At 32.5% G+C, this 26,195-nt stretch carries 27 protein-coding genes; 10 read left to right on the plus strand and 17 right to left on the minus strand.

Annotated features, from left to right (window positions below; all coding sequences use genetic code 11):
- Positions 1 to 27: 27 nt before the first annotated feature.
- From ACQ654_RS11705 to ACQ654_RS11715, 3 genes are all read right to left on the minus strand, one after another.
- Positions 28 to 810, minus strand: a complete 783-nt coding sequence (locus ACQ654_RS11705; protein WP_430410515.1) for an amidohydrolase — start codon at positions 808 to 810, stop codon at positions 28 to 30.
- Between the two features lie 168 nt (positions 811 to 978).
- A complete protein-coding gene (locus ACQ654_RS11710) occupies positions 979 to 1,677 on the minus strand; it encodes a LytR/AlgR family response regulator transcription factor (RefSeq protein WP_430410516.1) in 699 nt (232 codons plus the stop codon).
- Positions 1,674 to 2,642: a sensor histidine kinase gene (locus ACQ654_RS11715; protein ID WP_430410517.1), complete on the minus strand. Its 969-nt coding sequence runs from the start codon at positions 2,640 to 2,642 to the stop codon at positions 1,674 to 1,676. The genes ACQ654_RS11710 and ACQ654_RS11715 overlap by 4 nt, the downstream gene beginning before the upstream one ends.
- Positions 2,643 to 2,865: 223 nt before the next feature.
- On the opposite strand from ACQ654_RS11715, the gene ACQ654_RS11720 reads away from it, so the two are divergent.
- From ACQ654_RS11720 to ACQ654_RS11755, 8 genes are all read left to right on the plus strand, one after another.
- Entirely contained in the window at positions 2,866 to 3,756 is an 891-nt protein-coding gene (locus ACQ654_RS11720) for a thioredoxin family protein (protein ID WP_430410518.1), read from the plus strand.
- A gap of 214 nt (positions 3,757 to 3,970) precedes the next feature.
- Positions 3,971 to 5,677: a helix-turn-helix domain-containing protein gene (locus ACQ654_RS11725; RefSeq protein ID WP_430410519.1), complete on the plus strand. Its 1,707-nt coding sequence runs from the start codon at positions 3,971 to 3,973 to the stop codon at positions 5,675 to 5,677.
- A 90-nt stretch (positions 5,678 to 5,767) separates the two neighbouring features.
- On the plus strand, positions 5,768 to 5,944 hold the full coding sequence (locus ACQ654_RS11730; protein ID WP_430410520.1) for a hypothetical protein: 177 nt from the start codon (positions 5,768 to 5,770) through the stop codon (positions 5,942 to 5,944).
- 173 nt (positions 5,945 to 6,117) lie between these two features.
- Entirely contained in the window at positions 6,118 to 6,315 is a 198-nt protein-coding gene (locus ACQ654_RS11735) for a hypothetical protein (RefSeq protein ID WP_430410521.1), read from the plus strand.
- A gap of 44 nt (positions 6,316 to 6,359) precedes the next feature.
- Positions 6,360 to 6,542 (plus strand): hypothetical protein, encoded by a 183-nt coding sequence (locus ACQ654_RS11740; protein WP_430410522.1) that lies wholly within the window; start codon positions 6,360 to 6,362, stop codon positions 6,540 to 6,542.
- A gap of 205 nt (positions 6,543 to 6,747) precedes the next feature.
- Positions 6,748 to 8,442, plus strand: a complete 1,695-nt coding sequence (locus ACQ654_RS11745) for a helix-turn-helix domain-containing protein (protein WP_430410523.1) — start codon at positions 6,748 to 6,750, stop codon at positions 8,440 to 8,442.
- A gap of 84 nt (positions 8,443 to 8,526) precedes the next feature.
- Positions 8,527 to 8,682, plus strand: a complete 156-nt coding sequence (locus tag ACQ654_RS11750) for a class I lanthipeptide (RefSeq protein ID WP_430410524.1) — start codon at positions 8,527 to 8,529, stop codon at positions 8,680 to 8,682.
- A gap of 266 nt (positions 8,683 to 8,948) precedes the next feature.
- Entirely contained in the window at positions 8,949 to 9,134 is a 186-nt protein-coding gene (locus ACQ654_RS11755) for a hypothetical protein (protein WP_430410525.1), read from the plus strand.
- A gap of 254 nt (positions 9,135 to 9,388) precedes the next feature.
- On the opposite strand, the gene ACQ654_RS11760 is transcribed toward ACQ654_RS11755, so the two are convergent.
- Complete coding sequence (locus tag ACQ654_RS11760) at positions 9,389 to 10,531, minus strand: methionine aminotransferase (protein ID WP_430413024.1); 1,143 nt, start codon at positions 10,529 to 10,531, stop codon at positions 9,389 to 9,391.
- 168 nt (positions 10,532 to 10,699) lie between these two features.
- On the opposite strand from ACQ654_RS11760, the gene ACQ654_RS11765 reads away from it, so the two are divergent.
- Entirely contained in the window at positions 10,700 to 10,879 is a 180-nt protein-coding gene (locus ACQ654_RS11765) for a hypothetical protein (protein WP_430410526.1), read from the plus strand.
- 711 nt (positions 10,880 to 11,590) lie between these two features.
- Complete coding sequence (locus ACQ654_RS11770; RefSeq protein ID WP_430410527.1) at positions 11,591 to 11,866, plus strand: hypothetical protein; 276 nt, start codon at positions 11,591 to 11,593, stop codon at positions 11,864 to 11,866.
- 53 nt (positions 11,867 to 11,919) lie between these two features.
- Here ACQ654_RS11770 and ACQ654_RS11775 read toward each other — a convergent pair whose 3' ends face one another.
- From ACQ654_RS11775 to ACQ654_RS11835, 13 genes are all read right to left on the minus strand, one after another.
- Positions 11,920 to 12,528, minus strand: a complete 609-nt coding sequence (locus ACQ654_RS11775; RefSeq protein WP_430410528.1) for a hypothetical protein — start codon at positions 12,526 to 12,528, stop codon at positions 11,920 to 11,922.
- Positions 12,521 to 13,012, minus strand: coding sequence for an RNA polymerase sigma factor (locus ACQ654_RS11780; RefSeq protein WP_430410529.1), 492 nt, complete (start codon positions 13,010 to 13,012; stop codon positions 12,521 to 12,523). The genes ACQ654_RS11775 and ACQ654_RS11780 overlap by 8 nt, the downstream gene beginning before the upstream one ends.
- 9 nt (positions 13,013 to 13,021) lie before the next feature.
- On the minus strand, positions 13,022 to 13,897 hold the full coding sequence (locus ACQ654_RS11785) for an alpha/beta fold hydrolase (protein WP_430410530.1): 876 nt from the start codon (positions 13,895 to 13,897) through the stop codon (positions 13,022 to 13,024).
- 150 nt (positions 13,898 to 14,047) lie between these two features.
- Positions 14,048 to 14,614, minus strand: coding sequence for a hypothetical protein (locus tag ACQ654_RS11790; protein ID WP_430410531.1), 567 nt, complete (start codon positions 14,612 to 14,614; stop codon positions 14,048 to 14,050).
- A 169-nt stretch (positions 14,615 to 14,783) separates the two neighbouring features.
- A complete protein-coding gene (locus ACQ654_RS11795; RefSeq protein WP_430410532.1) occupies positions 14,784 to 15,350 on the minus strand; it encodes a hypothetical protein in 567 nt (188 codons plus the stop codon).
- 192 nt (positions 15,351 to 15,542) lie between these two features.
- Positions 15,543 to 17,318 carry a MutS-related protein gene (locus ACQ654_RS11800; protein ID WP_430410533.1) on the minus strand — a complete coding sequence of 592 codons (1,776 nt, stop codon included), beginning with the start codon at positions 17,316 to 17,318 and terminating at the stop codon, positions 15,543 to 15,545.
- 113 nt (positions 17,319 to 17,431) lie between these two features.
- On the minus strand, positions 17,432 to 17,836 hold the full coding sequence (locus ACQ654_RS11805; RefSeq protein ID WP_430410534.1) for a T9SS type A sorting domain-containing protein: 405 nt from the start codon (positions 17,834 to 17,836) through the stop codon (positions 17,432 to 17,434).
- Positions 17,837 to 17,957: 121 nt separating this feature from the next.
- Positions 17,958 to 18,680 carry a LytR/AlgR family response regulator transcription factor gene (locus tag ACQ654_RS11810; protein ID WP_430410535.1) on the minus strand — a complete coding sequence of 241 codons (723 nt, stop codon included), beginning with the start codon at positions 18,678 to 18,680 and terminating at the stop codon, positions 17,958 to 17,960.
- A 7-nt stretch (positions 18,681 to 18,687) separates the two neighbouring features.
- Positions 18,688 to 20,736 (minus strand): tetratricopeptide repeat-containing sensor histidine kinase, encoded by a 2,049-nt coding sequence (locus ACQ654_RS11815; RefSeq protein ID WP_430410536.1) that lies wholly within the window; start codon positions 20,734 to 20,736, stop codon positions 18,688 to 18,690.
- Positions 20,737 to 20,861: 125 nt separating this feature from the next.
- Entirely contained in the window at positions 20,862 to 22,196 is a 1,335-nt protein-coding gene (locus ACQ654_RS11820) for a T9SS type A sorting domain-containing protein (protein WP_430410537.1), read from the minus strand.
- A gap of 177 nt (positions 22,197 to 22,373) precedes the next feature.
- Entirely contained in the window at positions 22,374 to 23,282 is a 909-nt protein-coding gene (locus ACQ654_RS11825) for a M28 family peptidase (RefSeq protein ID WP_430410538.1), read from the minus strand.
- A gap of 85 nt (positions 23,283 to 23,367) precedes the next feature.
- A complete protein-coding gene (locus ACQ654_RS11830; RefSeq protein WP_430410539.1) occupies positions 23,368 to 24,114 on the minus strand; it encodes a succinate dehydrogenase/fumarate reductase iron-sulfur subunit in 747 nt (248 codons plus the stop codon).
- Positions 24,115 to 24,190: 76 nt separating this feature from the next.
- Entirely contained in the window at positions 24,191 to 26,188 is a 1,998-nt protein-coding gene (locus ACQ654_RS11835) for a fumarate reductase/succinate dehydrogenase flavoprotein subunit (RefSeq protein WP_430410540.1), read from the minus strand.
- Positions 26,189 to 26,195: the final 7 nt, after the last annotated feature.

Raw genomic sequence — 26,195 nt, forward strand, 5'->3', positions numbered from 1 at the left:
TCACGCCAACTCAAATTGAGTAATTTACTAAGCAAATAAGAAAGTGTCTTTATCATCTAAAAACTTCAACTTATTTCTATACGTTTCAATGTTAGTTTTTGTAAGTGTTACAATTGCAGTTTCTTCTTGGTTTGGTTCAATATTCGTTAATTTTTCACCCAACACATCATACGCCGCAGAATGTCCAGAATATTGATGCGAATTTGCGTCGAGTCCTACTCTATTCACACCAATGCAATAACTCATGTTTTCAATTGCACGTGCTTTTAGTAACGCGTCCCAAGCATTAATTCTCGGTTTTGGCCAATTGGCAACATACAACAATATATCATAATTTTCCACATTTCGAGCCCAAACAGGAAAGCGTAAATCGTAACAAATTAGTGTACAAATTTTCCAACCTTTGTATGTAATTATATTTTTTGAAGTTCCAGCTGTGTATACTTCATGTTCGCCGGCTAAGGTAAATGTATGGCGTTTATCATAAGTTTCTACGTTTCCAGAAGGCAATACAAAAACAGATCGGTTGTAGTGATTTCCGTGTTCCGAAATGACCAAACTTCCTGTAATTGCGGTATTCTTTTCTTTTGCTAGCTTTTTTAACCAGGTTAACGTTTCACCAAGCATAGTTTCGGCAATATGTGCTGGATTCATAGTAAAACCTGATGTAAACATTTCGGGCAACACAATCAAATCGACAGCTTCAGAAATAGCATGTATCTTTTCACCTAATTGTTTTCTATTTTCCGCTGGATGTTCCCAAACAAGGTTGGTTTGTATAAGAGCTACTTTTAATTCTTGGCTTTCCATTTGATACTTTTACTAATTTATATAATAGTTCAAAAAAGTATTCTCAATACAGTTTTTCTATTTCGCATAAACGCGCTATAAAAATCAATCGAATTGACGTTTTCTTTTGTAAAATGTCCTATCGAAAATCACAGAAATACTTTCTACATATAAAGGTACTTATTATTTTCAGTTGATTTCTAACACTTCAAATAATCTTGCTTTAAAAGTTCTGCCAACAGGAATACGTTTGTCATAAATATATACTTCGTTTCCTGTAATTTTCTCTACATGTTTTACATTTATCACAAACGATTTATGAATTTGGATGAATTGATTTTGCGGTAATTTTTCTTTCCACGTTCGCAAACTTGCAATGAAAGATAATTTTTGCTGTTTGCTGACCAATGTTAAATAATTTCGTTCCGATTCGACATAATAAATATCTTGAAATTGAATTTTATGAAAGGTTTTATCAACGTTTAAAAATAACGTTTCTGAAGGTGTTTTTACTGTTTCTGTCACCGCTGCTTTTGGTTGATTTCGCTGTGTTTTTTGAATTGCTTTTAGGAAACGTTCCAATGAAAAAGGTTTGACTAAATAATCAATAATTGTTTCAAATTCGAAACTTTCCACAGCATAATCAGGATATGCAGTTGTCATGATAATTGTTGGTGGATTTTTGAGCGTTCGCAGAAAACTCAATCCAGAAATATCTGGTAAATTGATATCTAAAAAAATTACATCAATAGCTTCCGAATGTAACGTATCATATGCTTTCAAAGCAGCATTAAACGTTCCAACCAATTCCAAATATGACACTTTACCTATGTAACTTTTCAGAATGCGTTGTGCAGGAATTTCATCTTCAATTATGATACATTTCATGAGAGTTTTAGTTTCAAAGTGACACAATATTTTTCAGCGGCATCAATCATAAGCTGATAGTTATCTTTATAAATTAATTCCAGTCGCTTTTTTAAGTTTTGTAGTCCAATTTTATCTTCTTCTGTTTCCCTAGTCGGATCAAACACATTTGAACATTTACACACTAAAACAGCATCTATCACCTCAATTTTTAAATCAATTACACTATCGATTGTGCTATGTTTAAAGGCGTTTTCAATAATTGTAATTAACAACAAAGGCGCAATCATATAATCCGCACGATCAATCGCTGTTGCATATTGAATCGTTTTGATGCCTTCTGTCCGAATTTCTTGAAATTTAATATAATTATCTATAAAAGTGAGTTCTTTTTCCAACAAAACAAACGTGGCATTGCTTTCATACAACACATGTTTCAGGTTATTTGAAAGCATTAAAATCATATCAGGAACTTGCGCAGGTTTTTCTAACGAATACGAATAAATAGTGTTTAAATTGTTGAATAATACATGCGGATTTATCTGCGATTTTAAAAATTTCAACTCCATTTCAGTGTGTTTTTGCTGAATGGCTTCTACCTCATCTTTCTTCTTTAAATACCGAAATAACATCCAAATAAAAGAGAAAAATATAATGGGTACAATGGTTTGCCAAACATAGTCCGACAAGCATTTTACCACACTACAACCACATTCCGCAAAGACATTACAATATAATTGTGTCGCCAAAAAACTAATCAATGTAATTAGTAAAATGTACAACGTATACCACTTTTTCTTTTCAAAAAAAGGCAATAATAAAAAATCGTTTACATATACGATAATCACTAAAATAGATAAGTATTGCAAAAATGGATTTTCTGTCCAATAATAATCTGAAAAGTAAAATAAAGAAACAAAAATGAACAATGTCCAGAATAAAATGTGAATCAGAATTTTAGAAATTCTATAGCTAAAAAAGTTCATGTTGGTTTTTTTACAAGCAATCAAAGTACTAAGAAAGCTAGAAATGATCAAATATAAGCGGACAAAATACACGCTTTGTTGTATAAACTTCTGTTTTTGGCACAAGAAATACATCTTTTCCAAAAATGCTTTTTATAAAGGTATCTGTGCATGCTGTACACTTTTTTAGTGTATTTGTTTGAGTTGAACGAGTTTTGACATATCAATTTAAAACAACCAAAAAATGAACAGACTTTTTACAACATTAATGACACTTTTTTTATGTCAAATATTGCTTTCGCAAGAAGTAAATCAAGTTACAAAAGATACTAGAGGACGCGAAAAAATGTTAGGCGAAATTACGAAAGAAGGATTAACGTCTAATACTTTTGACAAGTGGTTTACACCAAATTATGAAGCGTACGAACCTGATGCGGAAATTATAACAAAGCTACAACGAAAGCTTAAAAAATATACGATTACCATTTTTATGGGAACTTGGTGTGGCGACAGCAAACGTGAAGTGCCAAAGTTTTATAAAGTGTTAGAAGATGCCAATTTTCCAGCCAATAATATTCGTGTTGTTGGACTTAATAACGGTCGCGAACACTACAAACAAGGTCCAAATGGTGAAGAAAAAGATATGAACATTCATCGTGTACCAACATTTATTGTGTATACTAAAAAAGGCAAAGAAGTTGGGCGTATTGTAGAGCATCCTGTGGAAAGTATGGAAGCTGATTTGTTGAAGATTTGTCGTAGAAAATCATACGAACATAACTATCAAGTTGTAACTGAACTAGACAATATTTTCAAGAAGAAAGGTGAAAACTATGTTACAGAAAACGTAGAAAAAGTGATTTCCAAACTAAAGCCGTATTTAAAAAATTCAAGAGAATTAAATACGTATGCATATATGTTGCTTCGCTCAAAAGCAAAAGAAATTTCAAAAGCGATTACCGTTTTTAAAATGAATATTCAATTATTCCCAAAAGATAAAAACTGTTATGATAGCTTGGCTGAAGCGTATTATGAAACAAAAAATTATAAAAAGGCAAAGGAAAATTACGAAAAAGTATTGGCGTTAGATGCAAATGATAAAAATGCTAAAATGATGCTTGCTAAACTGCAGTAATAATAAATATCAACGCAAAGTTTGTTTGAAAGCAACGCTTCTCCTTGTGAGATTATAGCGTTGCTTTTTCTTTTTAAAACAACATGCTATTTTTATTATTCTTATTTTAGACGTCATTCGTTTTTATGACGAATTGCTGAAGTTGTTCTACCACGATTTCTATTAGTTTTAACACATAACATATATTGAACTACATTTTCTAAAAAAAAGGTTTATGACGCGAATAGTTGCTAAATTTTTGATTTCCATCATTGTATTTATAGTTACTTTTTCTTTTTCAGCGCAAGCGCAAGAACTTTCAGAAAACACGTCCCTTTCGGAAATGTATCATTTTATTGTAAAACAAAAATTTTCAGATCCACAAGCGGCAAAACAAAATGCAACAACATTACTTCAAAAGAGTGAAGCCGCTAAAAACTTAGAATATATTTTTAAAGCCTATTATCAGCTTGCACGAATTGCCAATATTCAGGGAGATTACAAAACAGGAATGTTATATGCAAAACGTGCCGAAGATGTTTCGAAAGTGATGAAAAATGATGTGTTTATAAGCAAAGCGCTAATCACAGTAGGAAATACGTTTGTCTATACTGGAGATGATGAAAATTCATTAGTATATTATTTACAAGCGTTAAAATATGCTGAAAAAAGCAAACACATTCGGAATCAAATTATAGCGCGTGGTAATATTGCCAAAGTAAAACGCAATGTTCATTTTGATGAAGAAGCGTTAAAGATGTTTCGGAAAAACTTCAAGTTGTGTCATGAACACGGACTTGAAAAAGAAACCATAGGAATCAACACCTATTTAGGATTGACAGGTACGTTTTTAACCTTATCACAACCAGATTCTACGCTGTTTTATGCAACATCAGGACTTACATATGCGACCATAAATAATGATGTTGAAGGACAAAGTTACTTTTATATTGATATGGGAATTGCGTATTATATGAAAGGTGAGTTTGAAAAAGCGAATACTTATTTAAAGAAAGCAGAAGCAATTACACTACAATTAAAGAACAAAAAACGGTTGGTAGAAGTGTATTATTATATTGGAAAATCGTATGTTGGATTGAAAAATAATACAAAAGCAATTGAATTTTTAGAATTGACAAAAGAGACCGTTTCTCAAGAAAATACGACTAAAAATACACTAAAATTTAATCCGCATATTTTATTAAAAACACATGAATTACTCGCGGATGTGTATAAAAAAGAAGGTGAAATTGAAAAATCGAATGCAAGTTTTGAACACTACAAAACACTTGACAAACTAAAAGACATTGATCGTACAAATGTATACGAAACCTTATTAGACAATGCGAATAAAGAAAATGAGGAATTGAGTACTTCAGAATCTCGATTGAAAGATACTGTCAAAATTGTTTCAATTGCCGCATTATTAGTGTTATTATGTTGTTTCTATTTTATCTGGAGATTTATAAAAGTGCGCAAGAAGAATAAAATTATTTTTGAACAATTATTAAAAAAAATTGAAAGCGAAAGTCAACAAAAGAAAAAGACTGACGTAATCATTCATGATAAAAAAGTTCAAGAAATTTTAGCGCGTTTGGACAAACTTGAAGCATCATTGTATTTTTTAAATAGTAATTGTTCTTTGCAAAATGTAGCAAAAAAAATAAAAACGAACACAAGCTATTTATCAAAAATTATTGGTGTACATAAGCAGAAGAAATTCACGGAATATATTAACGAGTTACGCATTCAATATGTATTAAAACGTTTGAAAGAAGATTCTAAGTTTCGAAAATATTCTATCAAAAATATCGCTGAAGAAATTGGGTACAAAAGTACCAATTCATTCACAAAACACTTTAAAGCACATACCAAATTATATCCTTCATTTTACATTCAAAATTTAAATGAAAAAGAGAAAAAGGAACACTCAAATTTATAAATTTGAGTTGCACTCCAAATACAACATGTGCCCTACTACTTAAAATATGTTTATTTTCAAACCGAAAACTTAAACTTTAAATAATTAATTATGAAAACAAAGAATTTAAAAACTATGTATTTAAGAAAGCGTTTAATTGCGAATATGGAAGCGAACCAATTAGAAGCGCTAAAAGGTGGAACTCGCCCTGGAAGTAATAAATTTGACTCTGTAGACCTTACAATTTGTCCTGGGCAAATGGTTTGTGAATTCAATATTTCTGAATAAAGAGTTTTACAAACATAAAACACTAAAAACCAATACATAACCAGAAGATTATCTTCTGGTTTTTTTGTGCGCAAATTCGTAAATTTTTTATATTTCTACTTATATACTCCTGTAACTATACGTGTTTGTTATTTATCTTGATATAATTAACAAAATCTTAAAAACGTATACTCATGAAGAAAAAGAACCTAAACAAAGAATTTACTTTTGACAAGCTTGTGTTTAAAAAAGAAAAGATTTCTGCAATTACGCCTACAAGTACTAGCAAGGTAAAAGGAGGTAATATGTGTCACGATACAAATTGTACCATGGATCCGTGTCCTCCGTTTTTAACTACACGAATTTACAGTGGTGGAAGTATGCCTGAATAAATTTTAAAAAACAATTATTTAAAAACTTAACAAATAGAAATATCATGAAAAAACAACTTAGAAAATTAGCATTAAATAAAAAGCAAGTAAGTCAATTAGGGCAACAATCATTAAAAGGAGGAACACTGCCTTGGCAAACACCAACTCGCTCATGTTTTGATTGTGGCGAAACTACACATCAAACAGGATCTTGGTGTCTTACAGGAAACCAAACAAACTGTCAATAGCATACAACATCATATATAGTTATAAAAGCTTCTCGTTTGAGAAGCTTTTTTTATGCAGAAAAACTTCAAAACAAGATGAATATATTTTATTATTACTACTTTTAACTCCTTTACGCTTCTCTGTAAAAGTTATGCCTAAAATATTCCACCGACATTTTAATATGCTTTTATAAAAGAATATAGTATTTCCATTAAAAAGAGTTTTATGATACGAAAGATGGCAAAATTTTGGAATTTTATTGGTTTCGTACTTATAGCTTCAACCATTTTGGCTCAGGAAATGCCCGAAAATGCTTCTTCTAAAGAAATGCTAACTTTTATCATTCAGCAAAAACATTCCAATCCAGATTTAGCCAATAAATATGCGCAAATTCTTCTCGAAAAAAGTAAACACGAAAATAACGAACGAGGAATTTACAATGCATACTTTCAAAAAAGTCGTATTGCCAATATAGAAGGTAATTATTCGCTCGCCATTAAATATTCAGATTCGGCAATTGTTTCTGCCAATCTATTTAAAGATGAATTTTCAAAAGCAGTTGCTTTTCTAGCTAAAGGAAATGCAATTGTGTATTTAGGAAATAACAAAGAAGCATTGGCAAACTATTTGAAAGCGCTCGATATCGGAACAACATCAGAAAAAATTGAATTAATTGTTCGTGCAAAGGCAAACATTGCCAAAGTAAAAAGACGCATGGAATTTTACGAAGAAGCGTTGGAAATTTATAAAAACAATGCGCTTTTGGCTGAAAAACATACGTTTAAAGATCCGCTCATTGTCATTAATTCATACATGGGAATTGGCGGTACATTTTTACGTCTGCAACAACCAGATTCTACCTTGCAGTATTCGAAAATTGGATTGCAAAAAAGCTTGGCAATTAATGATGATGAAGGTGTAAGTTATTTTTATATCGATATTGGTATTGCATATTTTATAAAAGGTGATTTTGAGGTTGCGATCAATTATTTGAGCAAAGCTGAAAAAATTACCAAAGGATTAAACAATCAAAAACGATTGACCGAAATTTACTATTACATAGGAAAATCGTATTATGAATTGAAAACGTATGAGAAAGCAATTCAATTTCTAAAAAATGTAGAAACTATTGTTGCGACAAAAAATTCTACAGATAAAAACAGTTTCAATCCGCCAGAATTATTAGGTACGTATCGTGCGTTGGCAAACTCGTATGAACAATTGCAAAATAATGAACAACATTTGCAATATGCAGAAAAATATATTGAGCTCAACAAGTACAATGAAGTTCAAAATATTGAAGTACTAAAAGAGTTGTATGAAACCGTTCGAAAACAAAATAATGACTTATCATCCTTAACGTCTAAATTAGAAAATCGTTTACTATATGCGATTCTATTTATAATTTTTGTCTTAGGATTGTGCGGTCTCTTTTTGTTTAAATTTTTTAAGATTCGAAAACAAAACAAGATCATTTTTGAAAAACTAGTATTGCAAATAGAAGCTAAAAAAGTTCCAGAAAAGAAAACTAATATTATCATAAAAGATAAAAAAGTAGAAGCCATTTTGGAAGGTTTAGAAAAGCTAGAACAATCGTTATATTTTCTAAATAGCAATTGTAATTTGCAAAATATGGCTAAAAAAGTAAAGACAAATACAACCTATTTATCTAAAATAATAAGTACTTATAAAGAAAAGAAATTTTATGAATACATCAACGAGTTACGCATTGAATATGTGTTGAAGCGACTCAAAGAAGATTCAAAATTTCGGAACTATTCCATCAAGCATATTGCGGAAGAAATTGGATATAAAAGTACAAACTCGTTCACAAAATACTTCAAAGCACACACAAAAATCTATCCTTCGTATTACATTAAAAATCTTGAAGATACTGTTAAAAATAATGACTCAAATTAACTAATTTGAGGTGTCAATACTGCGCGAAAATTACATGAATAGACTATCTTTCTAGTAGAAAGTTCATTTTAAAACCAAATACTTATGAAAGTGAAAACTTTACAGAAGATATATTTTAAGAAATCGACGATTGCTAGAATTAATGAAGCTACTGTTCATCAACTAAAAGGTGGTACACGTACACTTGATGAAGAAAAAAGTGGACTTGGTTCATTTTGTGCAGGAAATCAATGTTTTTAATATATATACTTACGAATTCACATGTAAAAATCGGAAGGAATACTTCCGATTTTTTTATGTCTAAATTTTAAAACAACACATTTTTTTAGGCTACCTCAACTGCTTTAATTTTTGATTTTCTTGCGGAAGCAATCTTTTGAATTCCTCTATTTCAATGATACATTTACAAAATCAAAATCACGTATCGATTCATAAAACAATAGAAAAAGTACGTGTAGTGAACAATAATTATTAATTATAATTTTTTAACCTTAAAAAGTAAAATCATGAAAAAAAAGAATTTAAAAAACCTACGATTATCAAAAGAGAAAGTGACAACTTTTCAAGTTAACAATTCAGTTAAAGGAGGATATACACCTGTTATTTCTGTAGAACCAGAGTTTTGCAACTTTACTTACAACAACTGGTGTTACAAAACTGGAGCGCCAGGAATTTGTACGGCTGCAAAATAGTAGTAAGTATAACTAGATAATTGTAAAAGCTCTTGAACTATTCAGGAGCTTTTTTTATGATTCAAAATTGATACATTAAAGCCTCATTACGAACAATCGTGAAATAATTTGTTACTCAATGAAACAGATTGCCTCGAATTTCTATAAAATTCTCGCAATGACGAAGTAATAAAGAAGAATCGTTTGTGAAATTATCCGTTGGTTATTTGTTTATTTCTTCTCAACTACGCTCGAAGTGACAATATTGACTTTATTTAAATACGATTCAAAATTTCTGCGGCTTGTTGTACTGTTTCTTCCGTTTTGGCAAAGCAGAATCGCAACAATTTATGATCTTCTTTATTGGTGTTAAACACAGAAAGTGGAATAGACGCAATTTTGTATTCTCGCGTTAAGCGCTTGGCAAATTCGGTATCCAATTCATCTGTAATATTTTCATAAGATAATACTTGAAAATACGTTCCTTGTGATGGTTTCCATGTAAAACGTGAATCTTTGATGGCATTTAAAAAATAATCTCGCTTTCGCTGAAAAAAACTCGGAAGTGCTTCATAATGTGCTGGATTTTTGAGGTACTTTCCAATACCAATTTGCATCGGATGGTTTACAGAAAACACATTGAATTGATGCACTTTTTTAAATTCGTCCATCAATGCTTTTGGCGCCACACAATAGCCCATTTTCCAACCTGTATTGTGAAAAGTTTTCCCGAAAGAAGCTGTGATAAAAGCACGTTCGGCTAGTTTCGGATACAAAGCCGCACTTTGATGTTGTGCGCCATCAAAAATAATATGTTCATACACTTCATCACTCAATAATATGATATTTGTGTTTTCTAAAATTGATGACAACGTAGCCATATCTTCTGTAGACAAAACCGTTCCACTCGGATTGTGCGGTGTGTTGATAATCATTAACTTGGTATTGTCATTAATTTTACTGCGAACTTCATTCCAATCCATTGAAAATTCCTTTCCTTTTAGTTGAATTGGCACTACTGTTCCTCCGTTTGCTTCCACGGCTGGCGCATAACAATCGTAAGCAGGTGTAACTATGATAACTTCATCATTTGGGCGTACAAATGCACTTACGATGGTAAATATAGCTTGTGTTGCGCCTGCTGTGACCACAATTTCAGTATCAGGATTGTAGTTTCGTTGGTACAAATATTCCATTTTTTCAGCAATAGCTTCACGCAACACTATTGCGCCTGGCATTGGCGCATATTGATTGTAATTTTCGCTCAACGCTTTCTGAACAAGTTCAATTAGTTTCGGATCTGAAGGAAAATTTGGAAATCCTTGCGAAAGATTAATCGCGTTTTCCTTTGCCGCTAATTGACTCATTACGGTAAAAATGGTTGTTCCTACGTTTGGAAGTTTGGATGTATGTTGGATCATGTTGTTGTTTTGTTGCTGTTTGTTAAAAGTCGTGAATTTTAACGGTTTCCAAAAATACTTCTTGAAACTTTTTGCAACACATTTGATATTTAATTATTACGGGAATACCGTAGCGGCTTCCGAATACATTTCACTAATATTATGTTGAAAATCAAAACTTATATCATGAAGAAAAGAAATTTAAAATCCTTAAAATTAAATAAGAATTCTGTCTCAAACCTCGATTTAAAAAATATTCAAGGAGGTATTTGGTATCTATCGTTCGGGTCGCCATGTCAAACACACGAACCACATTATTGCACTTCAAATAATAGACATTGTGTAACGGTAATCGTTTGTTTGTAAAAACGAAGTTAGAAGTACAGATTACTTATACAGAGCGATTTACTACTTTTTAGCTATTGAAATTTTAAACAGATTGTTGTAAGCTATTGTTGTTCTTATTACGGCAATACCGTACTTGTTTTTGAAATTATTTGAGTAGTATTACATTATAACCAAAACTTTCATATCATGAAATAGCAACAATTAAAAACGTAGAAACTAAACAAAAAGTGTATTTCAACTTTGGAAATAACTACTGTAAAAGGTGGTTGTCCAACTGATAATTGCCCAAATCGAACACGCGATCGTTCTTGTATTGAATCGTGCAATGGTATGTGTCAGTAAGATTTTACATTTTTACAAAAAAAAGGAAAGTTTCAAGTTTAATTTGAAACTTTTTCAGTTTTTATCATTTCGTTTTCTTCAGCAATTAAAAGTATGATTCACTATTGAAATATAACGTACTGTTTTTATAAAACGTCAGATGTGAGTTTATGCAAAAAAATCAATAGTCAATTTAAGAAATAAATTATAATATATTGATTTTAAGTGTTTTAAATATATAAAAAATATTAATTTAATTTGAATTCACAGTAAAAAAAAGTCATTTTTACATTACAAAATAATCCTTCTTTTTTCGTATTGATATTTTATAAAAGGTCATATGCTTGTCTTTGTTTGTCTATTTTTTTGACATTCCTTTGAACCATGTTAAACTAAAACTCAAACATTATGAAAAAAAAGAATTTAAGTAAAATCGCATTAAACAAAAGAACAGTTTCAGCCTTTAACAGTTATAATGTTAATGGAGGTCAACATTTACCTTCTAACTATGAAAATCATGGAGACTACAGTGATGTACATTCTGATTTAGTTTCACTTCCTGTAGCAGGAAATTGTGCAGGAGATACTTTTGCATTGTCATGTATTTGTGGAGGAATTAATAACAATACAACAACTGCTACTCCAGTTGATAGAGAACCAGCTGCTCCAGTACGTAACAGATAATTAATATTGATACAAGCGAACCTGCGTTCGCTTGTGTTTTTATGTTTTACATATTACTCAAAAGTTTTTAAAATTTCTTCTAAGTTTTCAATAATTGGATCAACATCTTTGTTGTTCTTTTTTTGTTTTTTACGCATTATCACAAAGCCAACAAATAGCACCCAAGTGTACGTGAGTCCGTAGGCTATTAATTTGAATTTCCAACTTGCTCCATACAAAACATCTTGAAAGTAGATTGTCATTCCGACAGCAAGCATTAGCAGATAAACTGGCATAAAAAAGTTCGTTATCCATTTTAAATAGCGCAGTTTTTTTAGCATTTTTGTAGCAAACGCTTTCATGTTTTCAGAAATATCATTCGGTGTACGCCAAAATAATACACGATACCACATCATTGCTAAAGTTACTGTTAGCAGGATACACATAAAAGTAAGTCCTAGGTAAAAACTGTCTGATCGTCCTTTGAGCGGATTTGTTTTCCACAACCAAATAAATACAGCAAATACAATAGCAAATGAAAGACTCATTAACAAGTTTCCAAAGACAATTTTACGCTGTAGTTTTTTGAGTTTCGCAAACAACGAATCGCCTACATTTGTAGTTTTAATTTCTCCCGAAGAAACCGATTTCCAATCGTTTACCATGTCGTTAAAATCATTCATTGTTGTATATTTTTAATAGTCGTTTTTTAATTCTGCTGATACGAACACCAACATTGTTAGCTTCGATTCCGATGATCTCTGCAATTTCCTTGTAACTCAATTCTTCTAAAACCAAACTGATAATTAAACGTTCATCTTTTTTGAGTTTTTGCACACATTGCATGAGTTTGTTTACACGATTTTCTTTGGCTTGCTGTTCAGTGTCAATCACTTCTTCAAACGTGTCTGGCAGTTCGCTATTGAACAAGCGCACATGTTTTTTAGCATGTCTGTTGAATGTTATGGTTGTATTGAGCGTAACACGGTATAACCATGTGGTCAATTTTGAATTTCCTTTGAAATTTTTGAGTCCATTCCAAACGTTGATCAATACTTCTTGATATAGATCATCAACCAACTCTTTTTCATAGAGATAGGCAAGACAAATTCTATAGATTTTGTCTTTGTGATGTGTGATGATTTCTTGGAAATATTCTTCTTGCATTGATGTACGTTACTTTTTGATAAAGTTTGAAACTTCTTTGAAAAATTCCGTTGGATTGTCGAGCATGATAAAATGTTCAGCTTTGTTTATGATTTTTACGGTACAAGTATTGCAATTTTTGTATTGCTCTTGATACATTTTTAGTTTAGTAGCCTGTGTAAAGTTAGGAAATTGCGCAATAGTTGTATTCCAATTGGTTAACACTAATGTTGGTGTTTTTATGTTAGATATTTTGTCTCGTAAATCGTTGCTCATCATTTCAAACATAGTGTAGCCAAGTGTTCTTCTATCAGATTTTGCGGCATCATTCAATACAAAATCTAGCTTTTCTTTGTTGCGCATCATGCTATTTAAGGTCTGTTTTAAGGTATTTCGCAACGTAACACTATCCATTGGCATGTACATTTCTTTGAGCATTCCGTAAGAAGATTTTACAATTTCTTCCGTTACTGCAGGATTTGAAGCGCCAGCTAAGAATGGTAAACTGTCTACAATGATAATTTTTGAAACAATATCTTCTTCATCAATTGCCATGAGTAAACTTGTAAATCCGCCAATACTGTGACCAATTAACACGCTATTGTCTGTTTTTTGCTTTTTAATATATTTGATTAGTTGTGTTTTTACTTCTTGCAAAACAGTTTCTGAAGCAATTGGTTTTGCGCCACCGTAACCTGCTAAAGTAATAACATGAATTTGATAGTTTTCTTTGTATTTGGCAACCGTTTCGTTCCAAACATTTCCTGAACATGATGCGCCCGGAATTAGAAACATGGTATCGCCTTTTCCGTGAACTGTAACTTCAAAAGCTGTTGATGGTGTATTTTCTTGTGCTTGTATATTCGCGAAAGCGAGACATAAAAAAATAGATAAGATAATTTTCATCGTTTTTGATTTTGTATTTCCCTTTTAGTACAGACATGTTTTATTTATTACAGTTTTATTTTAAAAAAATTGAAATAAAATGCTTGTCTCATGATTTTAAACGCGATTCTAGCTATTATTTTCTATTAGAAATTACTCGAACTAAAGTTTTTAATTTAAATGCTTTTTTTCTAACATTTCTGTAAATAACCTTTTCAAAGCTTCATTTTCTATATTGTTGATATAGATAGCTTGAAAGTCTTTTTTGAACGATTGAATTTTAGTTGAAGTCGTTTCTTTTGAGTCGGTAGTACGACTTATTTTATGCCAGATTTGAAGTAGTTTTCCGATGAGCTTTCTGTGCGATTCAAATTGCAAATTAAGTTGTCGCAACATACTTTTAGTGTAGCTTTTAAATAATGGCATTCCTGCTAATTTTAGCATAGAAGCATTCATAAATTGCTGAATTTCGTGTTCGTTTTGAAACGAAAAAAAACGATAACGATCTTCCGTTTTACATTTTTTACAAGCAACAATTGCAAACGTATCTTTGAGTATTTGTGTGCAATCATACGTAGATTCATAGTAAATTTCTAAACCTAAGTTGGTGTTAATGACTAACACTTCATCTCGCAATAATTCTGTTAAAAAATTTTTCAATGTAATTACTTGCTGATGCGAAATCAGCAGTTGCATTTTATGATGCTTTTCATTGATATGAAGATATTTTAATGCCATGTAGTGAATCAACTCGAAAGTAAAGCAATAAGATATTGAAAAATAATGAACTAGATCGTTTGATGTGATTTTAATATAAGGGAAATCTATTTTAACCTATATAATTTCACAACAACCTGTTTTTATTCTGTTCGCTTTTTTACTTCGCATGAACTAATAGACACAAGTATCAATTCACATGTTTCTTATCTACAGCTTCAATGATGAGTTCTTTTAACACTTCGTCTTTAACATTCTTAATATAAATGTCTTGAAAGTTGTTTTGTAACGCTTGAATTTTTTGAATACTTACATTTCTGATATGTAAATTTTGCATCACTTCACTCCAAATACCTGATAGTTTTCCTATTAGTTTTTTATTAGATTCGTATTGAAGTTTTAACTGACTCAACATACTTTCTGTGTAACTGAGAAATTGTGGTGTTTCTGCAACATATTCAATAGCATCATCTATGGAACGCTGAATTTCGTGTTCGTTTTGAAAAGAGATAAATTGAAAACTATCATTTGTATCACATTTTTTACTGACAATAATGGTCAGTACTTCTTTGATTATTTTTGTACAATCATTTGAAGATTGATAGTAAACTTCCAATCCTAAATTCGTATTAATGATTAAGACTTCATTACATATGAATTCCTTTAGAAATTTTTTCAACATAGTTACTTGCTTCTGCGAAATTAACAATTCTTTATTTTGTTGTTTTTCGTTGATGTGGAGGTACTTTAGTTCCATCTTACTATACTATTTATGCAATTAGAGAATAGGGGGACTTTTACGGGGAGTAAAAGTATTAACCATCGACATAGATGTTAACTCTACTAAAGTTAATACATTAATAAATAGAAAGCGTGTTAAATTAGATTATTAGATCGAATTATACGATAAAAGAAACGTACACAGCGATAGTTGGAATGCTCGATAGCATTACTCCACAATTTCCATTTTCTTCAATAAGAACGAAGCATTCATGTTGGAACAGATTCCTTTTTTAAGTAAATAGCCAAAAAATAGTTCATCATTAATTATCTCAGCATCAAAGAAATAGTTTTTTACCTGATCAATTTCTTTTTCCAATTCGCACAAGCTTAAATCGTGTGTAGCAATGATTCCTGCGGCGTTTTGTGAAGCCAATTTTTGAACTATTTTTTTAGAACCCATAGCTTTGTCATGACTGTTAGTTCCTTTTAAGATTTCATCTAATATGATAAAATAGGTATCGTCTTCTATTTTGTCTACAATCATTTTTAAGCGTTGCAATTCTGAAAAGAAATACGAAGCGCCTTCTGCCAACGAATCGGTTGTTCGCATACTTGTAATAAGTTTTATTGGCGAATAACTGGCTTCATTTGCACAAATAGGCAATCCGACATTAGACATTACTATGCTTAAGGAAACCGTACGCAAAAAGGTGCTTTTTCCCGCCATATTTGCACCTGTAACAATGTAAAATTCTGAGTTTCCAATATTGAAATCATTGTCTATTCTGTTTGCCGTTCGCAGTAATGGATGTCCTAATTGTGTTGCATTGATTACGTGTGAAGCATTTGTTGTAATAGTTGGGTAACTAAATTGTGGATGATTGAATGCAAAGTTTCCTAAACTATTATACGCATCAAAAAATGTAACCACTTCAAACCATTGTGCAACTTTGTTTTGGTGCTTTGCAATCCAAGTTTCTATATGATATGATTTTGAGATATCCCATAATAACAATCCATTTAAGAAGATGGCTACTAAGATGTTATTTCGGTTGTCTAGTGCGTCAATTCGTTTTGAAAATTCACGAACTAACGTAGATGCTTTTTGCACATTACTATGAATGTTTTGTTGTTTTTCTTGTAAGAGTTTTGTGGTAAATGTTTCTGTTTCTATACGTTGTAATAAGTGTCCGTATTGCTGAAATGTGTCTTTTGCTTTGTTGGTATTGATGGATAGTTGATTGATGTTTTTTAAGAATTTCGCTGTAATTCCCAACCCTAAACCAATCCACATTAACAGGTATAAAAACGGAATGATTTCCAGAAATGATAAGGTGATGATTACAATTGATAGTGCTGAAAACACCATTGGAAGATATCGTACTGCTTTCGGTATAAAGCTTTTGTATTCGTGCAACCAATTGGTGATACTTTTGGACGTTGTTTCTACTTTTATGAGTAAGGCAATTGCTGAGAAGTGTTGTCGCCAAGTTGCTTTTTGTGCAAGTTCTTGTATGGCTTCTTGTCGTGACGTTATGGCAACAATATCATTACTTGCTAATAAAGCGGCAAGTTCATTTTTGCCTTCGCGCGTGGTTGCTCTGTTGAGATATTGAAAGAATGATGCATGTCCAAAGAGATCAATATCGTAACTAAACTCGTGTGACGCATCCAGAAATTCTTCGCCAGTTGGCAATTTGGAAAGATCACCATTGATGACATCTATTTCAAGCTGATTGCATTGTATCAACGCTTTTAGTTTGTTGCTTTGATAGACTAAATCTGAGTGACGAAAAACTAAAAATAGAAAGATTGCCATTCCGGCAATTGCTGCCAATATTACGTACGGCCATTGTCCAAACAAGAGATAAATCGCGAAAGCTATACTTAAAAAAACGATCAAACGAAGTACGCTTGATTGATTGAGTTTTCGTCGTTGCACTTTTAATGCTGCTTCAAATTTGGCTTTTTGTTGGGTATAAAAAGTAATCGGGTCTTGCATGATAGTATTCTGAGAAATATCTCGCCAAGAAACAAAAAAAAACGCAAACCAAATAAGTTTGGGTTCGCTAGTATTTCATCCTAAGAAAAGTTTAACAATTACCGTTGTAAAATCTACTTTTTTATAAACTGCAACACTTGCTTTTTTAGTTGAACAAAATAGATTCCTTTGCGCAATTGTTGAATGTTAATCGCTTTGTTTTCGCTTACAATTCCTGCTCTAATTTTTCTTCCAGAAATATCAAAAATTGTATAATTTTCTTCTTGTTTTAAAGAAGTGAATTGAATTGAATTTGTTGCAGGATTTGGGTACACATACAACTCAATTTCGTTTGTATTTATATCATTTATGCTCAATGTAGAATTATCAATATGTACCATAAATTCACAATCTGAATCCGTATCTTCAACTCCATCAACAACTAAGGAGCCATTTGTATAGGCTGGAATAGGATCAAAAGGACTTCCAAATCCAATGGAAATGGCCCAACTAGAAGGTGAACTATTTTTGTCTATCATAATGGTGTATTGTGTGGAAGCTGATATTGAAATGTTTTGGCTAGAAAAATCAAATGCATTATTGGTTGATAAACTTATTCCAGTTAATGTTCCGAATGCACAGTATGTGATAAGAGTTTTGTTATAACAAGTTAATTTTGGCTAATAATTCGTCTTTGTATTTTTTTCCGATAGGAATGCTTGTTTCGAGAATGATAATGGTATTCTGGTCAATTTGCTCCAAATACTCTAGATTAACAATATAACTTCTATGTACACGCACAAATTTTTTGTTGAGCTTGGTAATAATTTTATTTAAGTTGCCACGAATGACATGTTTTTGATTGTTTTTTAGTTGAATTTCCGCATATACATGTTCGCTTTTAATGAATAAGATTTCTTTAAATTTTAGCTTGATGAATATGTTTTTTTCTTTGATAAAAAATGCGTCTTTGATAATGAGTTCTTCTTCATTTACTTCTCCTACACGTTTTGAATAGTTATATAAGGCAATTTCGATAGACGAATACAATTCATCTTTTGTAAACGGTTTTACCAAATACGCAGGCGGCATTACTTTTTTTGCTTCCGAAACCGTTAACGGATCTGAGTTTGAGGTGAGAAATATGAATGGAAAATCATAATTTTCTCTAATGTTTTCGGCTAAGTCAATTCCTGTTTTTCTTCCAGATAGTTGAATGTCTAAAATTGCAATATCAGGTTTTTCAGTTTCCATCGCTTCAATAGCTTCTGTATAATTGATAACCGGCTCTAAGGCTTCATATCCTAAATCTTCTAGGGTATCACAAATATGATCGGCAATAATGATTTCGTCTTCTACTACTAATATTTTTACTTTGCTCATAGGTTGATTAGTCTAATAATGCTCTTGCATTTGTGTCTTTAAATATAATTTCAAACGTTGCGCCATCAGTGTTTGTCAGTTTGAAGTTTCCGTGCAATTGTTTTGTTAGGCGTTTTACCAATCGTAAGCCTAAACTTTTCACTTTGGCTAAGTTGACTGAAGCGTCAATTCCTTTTCCATTGTCAGAAACCACAAGTTTGTATTCTTCCGTATTTAGTTTATCAATAGAAATAGTGAGTTCGTTATCCGTTGCGGCATCAAACGCGTATTTGTATGCATTCGTAATTAATTCATTTACAATTAAACCCAATGGAATTGCTGTATCAACATCAAACTTTACGGCTTTTGTGGTGATGTTTGTTTTTACTTTTTTGTCAGAAGCATACATGTACGATAACTCTTTTACCAATACGTTTATATATTCGTCAAAGTCAATTAAACCCGTTTCATTTTGATAGAGTTTTTGATGAATTAACGCCATCGATTTCACTCTGTTTTTCCCATCATTTGCCAAACTCAATGCTTTTTCATCTTCGATACCTTTGGTTTGTAATTCAAGTAAACTTGATACAATTTGGAAGTTATTTTTAACTCTGTGATGCACTTCTTTTAGCAACAATTGTTTTTCCTGCAACGCTTTTTCAATAATTTTATTTTTCTCGTCTAAAACTTTTGATGTTTTCTTTTTACGTTGATATGCATAATACGCAAATCCGCCAAGTGCCAATGCCGCTAAAAATAATCCTAATAGAATTTGCTGTAAATGTCGTTCTCGTTGAATTTCATTTTGTTGTTCCAACGCCATAACGTCCAACGTTTCTGCATTTTGAATACTATCTTTGTATTGTTGTTTTTCAAAAGCATAAGTAAGTTCTAGCTCTTTTTCGTTTTCAATTTTTGTTTTGTTTACTAAAGAATCTTTTGTGCGTGAATAATTATCTAAATAGAAAAACGCTTTGTTGTTATTTCCTAAGTCTTTATACAGCGTAGCCAATCCTTTTGCAACATATTGCTTGTCTTTTAGCTTATTGAGTTTATCCCAAATTTTATATGCTTTTTCAAACGCTTGTATAGCATTTGGCTTGTTACTTATATTTGCCCAATAATCACCAGTGGTTTGATGTAAATATCCTAAGAAACTTGGATTGACGTTTTCGGGTAATTCGTTCTTGGCTTTTGAAAGATACACATATGCGCTGTCGTATTTTTGTTCCTTCATCAACGCTCGTGCCATGTGAACAGAAGCATAGGCTTTTCCATATCCGAAGTTGATACTATCCGACAATGCTATTGAAGCATGCATGTTGTCTTTTTGTTCTTTAATTGTAACACAATTGCAGCTAGCGTAAATCATTCCTAAGTTATTTCGCCACACAACCATACTTCTTTTATTATTTGTACGATCAAAGTACGCGAGCATTTCTTTTACAGCTTCCACACTTTCTGCGTAGTATCCTTTAGAATAGTATAAAAAGCTTTTTCCTTGCAGAATTGGCAATAATTTTTCTCCATCTTTGTATTGCAATGCAATTTTTTGTGCTTCGTTTAAATCTTTAATTGCATTGTCTGTTTGAGAAAAGTTTTCATATATATTTGATCGAAATGAAAGCGCATTAATCATGAGTTCTTTATCGTCAATATCTTCCGCATATTCCAATGCTTTGTTTACAGATTGAAACGCCGCATTATATTTACTTTGTGTTTGAAACGCTCGTCCTAGAGTAACATGCACTTTGCTAAGACTAGCGACATCATCAAGGTCTTCGTACAGTGTGATTGCTTTCTGAAAGTTTTCAACAGATTCCATTTCACCATAATTACTTTTTGAAGCAATATTATAGTGTACATCTGCTAATAGCTTTTTGTTATTTGCTTTTTCTGCAAGTTCTTTTTGAAGATTTAAAAAATAAGTAAGACTATCTTTTTGATTCGTTTTTGAAACGAACACCGCAATACTATCGTATTTTTTTTGCACATCATTATTTTGTGCTTTTACGCACAAGGCACAACATAGCAACGTTAGTAAAAAAGCAAATCTTAATGGTTGTATTGCCATAGATAATTTGTTGATGGTTCGTTTGGAATGTTGTAAAAATACAATATGTTTTTAAACATCAAAAAGAGATATACTTTTTAAAAAATATATCTCTTTCCTCTAAACACTGATATGTTTTTAGTGTATTAATTTACCGTAATTTTCTTGACAATAGTTTTACTATCTCCGCTTTTTATTTTTAAAAAGTACAAGCCTGATTGTAATTTGGAGACATCAATTTTTACAGCTCTATCCTGTTGAATGAGCTTGTTACTTCCATATACCATTTGTCCAGTAATGGTATACATGGTGATGTTTGTTTTGTTAATTTGATTGCTTTCAAATTGTATCGTAAGGATGTCTTTTACAGGATTTGGACTTACTCGTATTTGGACCGCTAGGTTTTCTTCTTCTATGGTTAATGTGCTATTTATTCCTTTAAACCATGCAAAATACCCAGGATTGAACGTTCCTGCAATAACATCCAATACATTATCTCCATCTACGTCTCCAAATGCTATGGTAGGAAATGTTCCTAAATCTACACCAAAATCTCCTGAAAAGTTTTGTAGTGCATATGTTCCATAATCTGGAGCGCTTGCTGTTCCCACATTTTCTATCCAAGAAGCTAAGCCTGCATCTCTACCAAAAGCCATATCAAAGTCACCGTCAGCATCGATGTCAATAAAATTAGGAATCGTAACCAAAACATCACCATGTGGCCAATTTCTTTGTACCAATGATGTGCCTGAGTCCAAATCCCATGGGTTTTCTAAATGATATTTGCGTTCAAAAACAGGCATCAATTTTGTTCCTGTATTTTGTAAGTAAGATACAGAATCACTTCCCATTCCTACCATATCTAAATCCATGTCATTGTCTAAATCAACAAAACTAATGCTTGGAAAATTAGCTATGTTTTGATTTTCAATTCCAGGAATTGTTGATTCCACAAAGTTTGGCACTGTTGCCGTTCCTGTATTTTCATAGTAATGGATATCGTTGAAAGTAAATCCGTTTTCATCCAATCTTGAAGTAACAAATAAATCATAATCACCATCATCATCAATGTCTTCAAGCTGACATCTCGTTTCGTTATTACCTCCTGGAGCTATAGCAATGGCGTCTAAAGTAGCTAATGCAGTCTGTACCCAATTTGGGCTTGTAGCTGTTCCCGTATTTTCAAAATAAAATATTCTTCCTTCGGTACTTTGTCCTCCAGAAACGATATCTAAATCACCATCACCATCCAAGTCAACCAAAGTTGGTGAAAATAATCTACTCAATCCAAGAGGTATTTCTGCGGTATCCAATCCAGCAGGATTCGGTCCTGGAGCTGTGACACTTAAGTCTGCAAATAATCCTGAGGCTCTAGATGCATGTGCTCCTTGAAATTCCCAACCTGAGTCTGGAAAGATGGCTTGTGCATTTGCGTAGTAAAAACTTGATAGCAGCATCAAGTAAAGTAGTTTTTGTTTCATAAGATTTGAGTGTTTTCAGTAGGTTAACGATGTAAATATAATTTGAAAAGCACCTTGTCGTTTCCCAAATGTTCTGAACGCCGTCTATAATGTTCTAAACTACTTTTTACTGTTATAAAGCAAAAAAGCGAATACCTTGAGATAGATATTCGCTTTTATATTTTTAATTGATTTGGCTTACAATTTCTGTATATCGACTTGTTTGAAAAAATTGATGATTGTTTGCACTACATCTATATAGAATGTAGGATGAATGTTTTCAAAATCATCTGTTGGTTTGTGATAATCTTTATGATCTTCTACACCAAAATAGATAAATGGAATCTTAGCTTTATGAAATCCTGCATGATCACTTGCAAAAGTCCATTCTTTATGACCAATTTTTAAATTTACATTTCCACTCGTTTGTGTATTGTCAATCAATGGTTTTAATTGCGGATAGTGTTGCGGACCAACAGCGTACACTTCTTTTTTATCACTTCTACTAATCATATCCATGTTGATGTTTAGTTTGAGTTGATTTTTTGGAACGATGGAGTTTTCAACAAAGTAAAACGAACCTACCAATCCTTTTTCTTCTGCATCAAATGCCGCCAAAATTACAGAATGCTTTGGTGGATATTTTTGAAAATATTCCGCAAAAGCCATTAAAGCACTTATTCCTGAAGCATCATCATCTGCGCCGTTGTATATTTTTCCGTTCTTGATGCCTTCATGATCGTAATGAGCAGATAGTACTATGTATTCATTAGGCATTGAAGTTCCTTTTACAAATCCAATAATATTTTCACCTTGTATTTCTTTTACTGGAAATGTTTGTACAAAGGTTTTGCCTAATGGTTTTATACCTAATTTTTTGAATTCGGTTATGATGTAGTTTTTAGCTTTTTTGGCGCCTGCTGTTCCTGTTTCACGTCCTTCATAACGATCATCAGCGAGTTCTTTTACATGCTTTAGCAGTGTAGCAGTTGTAAAATCGTACTGAATTTCAGTCTGAACTTTTGATACTTCTTTTGACTCGTTTTGCGATTTACAACTAAGTGTTAGCAATAAGTATATGGAAAGAATAATTGTGGATCGTGTCATAGTTTTTTTTGATGAATATAATTAAAAAATCCCAAGCAACTAGTACTTGGGATTTTTGATATATATAATTTTATATGAATGTATTTTATCCTTTTAAAGATGCCGATAAATACTCACGATTCATACGTGCAATATTTTCAAGTGAAATTCCTTTCGGACATTCTACTTCGCAAGCTCCTGTATTTGTACAGTTTCCAAATCCTTCAGCGTCCATTTGGTTGACCATGTTTATAACACGATCTGTTGCTTCAACTTGTCCTTGCGGTAATAACGCAAACTGCGATACTTTTGCTGAAACAAATAACATAGCACTTGAGTTTTTACAACTTGCTACACAGGCTCCACAACCAATACATGTTGCAGCATCAAAAGCAGTATCTGCATCGTGTTTGTTTACAGGAATTGCATTGGCGTCAATAGTATTTCCAGACGTATTCACAGAGATAAAACCTCCAGCGTGTTGTACACGGTCAAAAGCGCTTCTGTCTACGACTAAATCTTTAATTACAGGAAATGCTTTTGCTCTAAATGGTTCAATGTAAATTGTATCACCATCTTTAAACTTACGCATGTGCAATTGACAGGTTGTGACACCACGATCTGGTCCATGCGCTTCTCCATTAATATATAAAGAACACATTCCGCAGATTCCTTCACGGCAATCGTGGTCGAATGCTACTGGTTCGTCTCCTTTTGTAATTAGTTCGCTATTTAAAACGTCTAACATTTCAAGAAAAGACATATCAGGAGAAACGTCGCTGATTTGATAATCAACCATTTTTCCTTTATCATTTGCGCCTTTTTGACGCCATATTTTTAATGTTAAATTCATAAAATTTAGATTTTAGTATTGAGTATTGAGTATTGAGCAGTTATCATTCTAACATCTCATATCTCAATACTGACATCTATTTATAACTTCTTTCTTTTACTTCTATATTTTCGTATTTCAACTCTTCTTTGTGCAATACAGCATCTTTAGGTTCTCCTTTATATTCCCATGCAGAAACATATTGAAATTCTTTACGACGCATTGCTTCACCTTCCGCAGTTTGGTATTCATCTCTAAAATGTCCACCAGCCGATTCTTCACGTTGCAATGCATCTTTTGCGAACAATTCTCCTAATTCAAGGAAATCTGCTACACGACCTGCTTTTGCCAATTCTTCATTGAATTCATTTGCCTCACCAGGCACACGAACATCTTTCCAGAAATCTGCTCTTAACTGCGATATTTCTTCAATGGCAGATTTTAAATCTTTTTCGTTACGTGCCATTCCACATTTATTCCACATAATTTTTCCTAATTTCTTGTGGAAATAATCAACTGGCTTTGTACCATTGTTGTTTATTAAATGTTTAATTTCTGAACGCACTTTATTTTCAGCTTCTTCAAATTCTTTCGTATCAGTAGCAATAGGTCCTGTACGAATATCATGTGCTAAGAAATCACCAATTGTATATGGCAATACGAAATAACCATCTGCCAATCCTTGCATTAGTGCAGAAGCCCCTAAACGGTTTGCTCCGTGATCAGAGAAGTTTGCTTCTCCAACGGCAAACAATCCTGGAACGGTAGTTTGTAAGTTGTAATCTACCCAAATTCCTCCCATAGTATAATGTACTGCTGGATAAATCATCATTGGCGTCTCATAAGGATTTTCGTCAACGATTTTCTCATACATTTGGAATAGATTTCCGTATTTATTTTTAACAACTTCTTGTCCTAGTTTCTTTACTAAAACTGCATCATTTGCGTCTAAGTGTTTTACTTGTGCTTCTTCTTTTCCGTAACGTTGAATTGCGGAAGCAAAATCTAAGTATACAGCTTCTCCAGTTGCATTGACTCCAAAACCTGCATCACAACGTTCTTTTGCCGCACGAGAGGCAACATCACGTGGCACTAGGTTTCCAAATGCTGGATAACGACGCTCTAAGTAGTAATCTCTGTCTTCTTCTTTTAGATCTGTAGGCTTTAACGATTTGTTTCGAATTGCGGCTACATCTTTTTTATGTTTTGGCACCCAAATTCGTCCATCATTACGTAATGATTCTGACATTAACGTTAGTTTAGACTGGTGATCTCCAGATACTGGAATACATGTTGGGTGAATTTGTGTGTAACAAGGATTTGCAAAGTATGCACCACGTTTGTGCGCTTTCCATGCTGCTGTTACATTACTTCCCATAGCGTTTGTAGATAGGAAGAATACGTTTCCATATCCACCAGTTCCTAATACAACTGCATGCGCTGAGTGTCTTTCTATTTCTCCTGTAACTAAGTTACGGGCTATAATTCCTCTTGCTTTTCCATCAACAATAACAACGTCTAACATTTCATGACGGTTGTACATTTTGATTTTCCCACGACCAATTTGACGGTTCATGGCAGAATATGCTCCAAGTAATAATTGTTGTCCTGTTTGTCCTTTGGCGTAAAACGTACGTGATACTAATACTCCACCAAATGAACGGTTGTCAAGTAATCCACCATAATCACGTGCAAAAGGAACTCCTTGTGCTACACATTGATCAATGATGTTTGCAGAAACCTCAGCCAAACGATATACGTTTGATTCACGAGAGCGGTAATCACCACCTTTTACAGTATCGTAAAAAAGTCTGTATGTTGAATCGCCATCACCTTGATAGTTTTTTGCTGCGTTGATTCCTCCTTGTGCCGCAATTGAGTGTGCACGACGTGGAGAATCTTGAAAGCAAAATGCTTTTACATTGTATCCTAATTCAGCTAATGTAGCCGCCGCAGATCCACCTGCGAGTCCTGTTCCAACAACAATAACATCAATAAGACGTTTGTTTGCTGGGTTTACAAGATTGATTGCGTTTTTATGATTTGTCCACTTATCTGCTAGTGGTCCTTGAGGTATTTTTGAATTTAAAGCCATAGTTTTG

The organism is Kordia sp. (assembly GCF_965283645.1).
In the GTDB taxonomy this organism is placed as follows: Bacteria; Bacteroidota; Bacteroidia; order Flavobacteriales; family Flavobacteriaceae; genus Kordia.